This is a genomic window from Aeromonas sp. Prich7-2, assembly GCF_017939255.1.
GTDB lineage: Bacteria > Pseudomonadota > Gammaproteobacteria > Enterobacterales > Aeromonadaceae > Aeromonas > Aeromonas caviae.
Genome location: NZ_JAGKRI010000162.1, coordinates 1 through 2150 on the forward strand (window position 1 = coordinate 1; position 2150 = coordinate 2150).

1 protein-coding gene and 1 pseudogene are annotated in these 2150 nt (G+C 53.0%); both read left to right on the forward strand.

What is annotated here, in order from left to right; genetic code table 11:
• The first annotated feature begins 302 nt into the window (after nt 1–302).
• Nucleotides 303–1141 (forward strand): annotated as a pseudogene (aadA1, locus tag J9892_RS19425) (ANT(3'')-Ia family aminoglycoside nucleotidyltransferase AadA1).
• Between the two features lie 27 nt (nt 1142–1168).
• Nucleotides 1169–1921, forward strand: a complete 753-nt coding sequence (locus tag J9892_RS19430) for a GIY-YIG nuclease family protein (protein ID WP_043133635.1) — start codon at nt 1169–1171, stop codon at nt 1919–1921.
• The last annotated feature ends 229 nt before the right edge of the window (nt 1922–2150 follow it).

Consider the following 2150-nt stretch of genomic DNA (forward strand, 5'->3'; position numbering starts at 1 on the left):
CTAAGAAGTTGCTTGAGGTACTGGGTTGCATTGATAATAGTCATGGCTTCGGGTGTGTCGGTTTTTTTTTGCGATTAAATCAGATCACAAACGAAGCCTTTTTTCTATCTATTTCAATTGGTTGTAGCTAAAGATCCTGTACATGATCTCAGGCAAGCTAGAGAGGTTGCGCTCATACGAGTCTGGCGAAGTGAGAGGCAGCTTGAATTGCCTGCAAACGAAACATAACCAAGCCATGCACCGGATGCCAAATCCTTCGCTTCGCTACGGCTTTGTCACCGGTGATGGCGGCGTTAAACATCATGAGGGAAGCGGTGATCGCCGAAGTATCGACTCAACTATCAGAGGTAGTTGGCGTCATCGAGCGCCATCTCGAACCGACGTTGCTGGCCGTACATTTGTACGGCTCCGCAGTGGATGGCGGCCTGAAGCCACACAGTGATATTGATTTGCTGGTTACGGTGACCGTAAGGCTTGATGAAACAACGCGGCGAGCTTTGATCAACGACCTTTTGGAAACTTCGGCTTCCCCTGGAGAGAGCGAGATTCTCCGCGCTGTAGAAGTCACCATTGTTGTGCACGACGACATCATTCCGTGGCGTTATCCAGCTAAGCGCGAACTGCAATTTGGAGAATGGCAGCGCAATGACATTCTTGCAGGTATCTTCGAGCCAGCCACGATCGACATTGATCTGGCTATCTTGCTGACAAAAGCAAGAGAACATAGCGTTGCCTTGGTAGGTCCAGCGGCGGAGGAACTCTTTGATCCGGTTCCTGAACAGGATCTATTTGAGGCGCTAAATGAAACCTTAACGCTATGGAACTCGCCGCCCGACTGGGCTGGCGATGAGCGAAATGTAGTGCTTACGTTGTCCCGCATTTGGTACAGCGCAGTAACCGGCAAAATCGCGCCGAAGGATGTCGCTGCCGACTGGGCAATGGAGCGCCTGCCGGCCCAGTATCAGCCCGTCATACTTGAAGCTAGACAGGCTTATCTTGGACAAGAAGAAGATCGCTTGGCCTCCCGCGCAGATCAGTTGGAAGAATTTGTTCACTACGTGAAAGGCGAGATCACCAAGGTAGTCGGCAAATAATGTCTAACAATTCGTTCAAGCCGACGCCGCTTCGCGGCGCGGCTTAACTCAAGCGTTAGCCTCCACGGACAGCCATGAACCGCCTACTTCAAATTGGATTCCAACCCGCCGGTCACTGGCTACTCGTCAACGGGAAGCTCAAGTTCGACCTCACGCGGCATGCCACACAAACGAACATCCTTTATGCTTTCGTCTGCGATGCGGAGGTCATGTACGTGGGGAAAACGGTTCGAACCCTCGCAGTCCGCATGTCGGGCTACAGGACGCCGACTAGAACACAAACGACCAACGTGAATAACAACCGCCGCATACTCGATTTGCTTGCGCGCGGAGCAGCTATCGAGATATTAGCGTTGCCCGACAACGGCCTCCTTCACTATGGAATGTTCCATCTCAATCTCGCCGCAGCGCTGGAGGACGACATCATTCGGAAGCTTAATCCTCCGTGGAACGGCGGAAAGCCTGAAAAGCCTCTTGAGCCCGAGACTGAGTCCGCGGAGTCGCTCCCAGAGCTGACACCAACCGCAACCGAGAGATTTCACTTCACGCTGCAGCCGACATACTTTCGTTCGGGCTTCTTCAATGTGGGTGTATCTTCACAGAAGCACATTGCCTCGGATGGAGAAACGATCGAGTTGTTCTTGGGAGATGCGGCACAGCCGGTTCTGGGCACCATAAACCGTAGAGCTAATAGCAACGGAACGCCGAGAATTATGGGTGGCACAGCGCTGCGCGACTGGTTTCAAGAGAGTGCAAGCGCAATGGACACAATCTCTGTGCAAGTCCTCTCTCCAGCATCCATTCGTCTCTCCGCAGGTGGCGGCTAACCCTTCCATCGAGCGGACGTGCCCCGGCAAGCCGGGTCGCGCCGCTCATGTCAAACGTTATGCATCATTGGCTCAATTACGCGAGTGCGTATTCCGGCGAAGTTGAACAGCCATTCCGGCCAACGTGAACACCCTGATCCTTAACGCGCTCACGTCACCCCGTTTCTAACTCGAGTGTTCAGATTGGGTCAACTCACTTCTCCTCTTTCTCATCGATTCTCCCTTCAGT

Bases quoted from the DNA above. Each gene is read 5' to 3' on its own strand.
- J9892_RS19430 (WP_043133635.1), top strand. From the start codon at position 1,169: ATGAACCGCCTACTTCAAATTGGATTCCAACCCGCCGGTCACTGGCTA.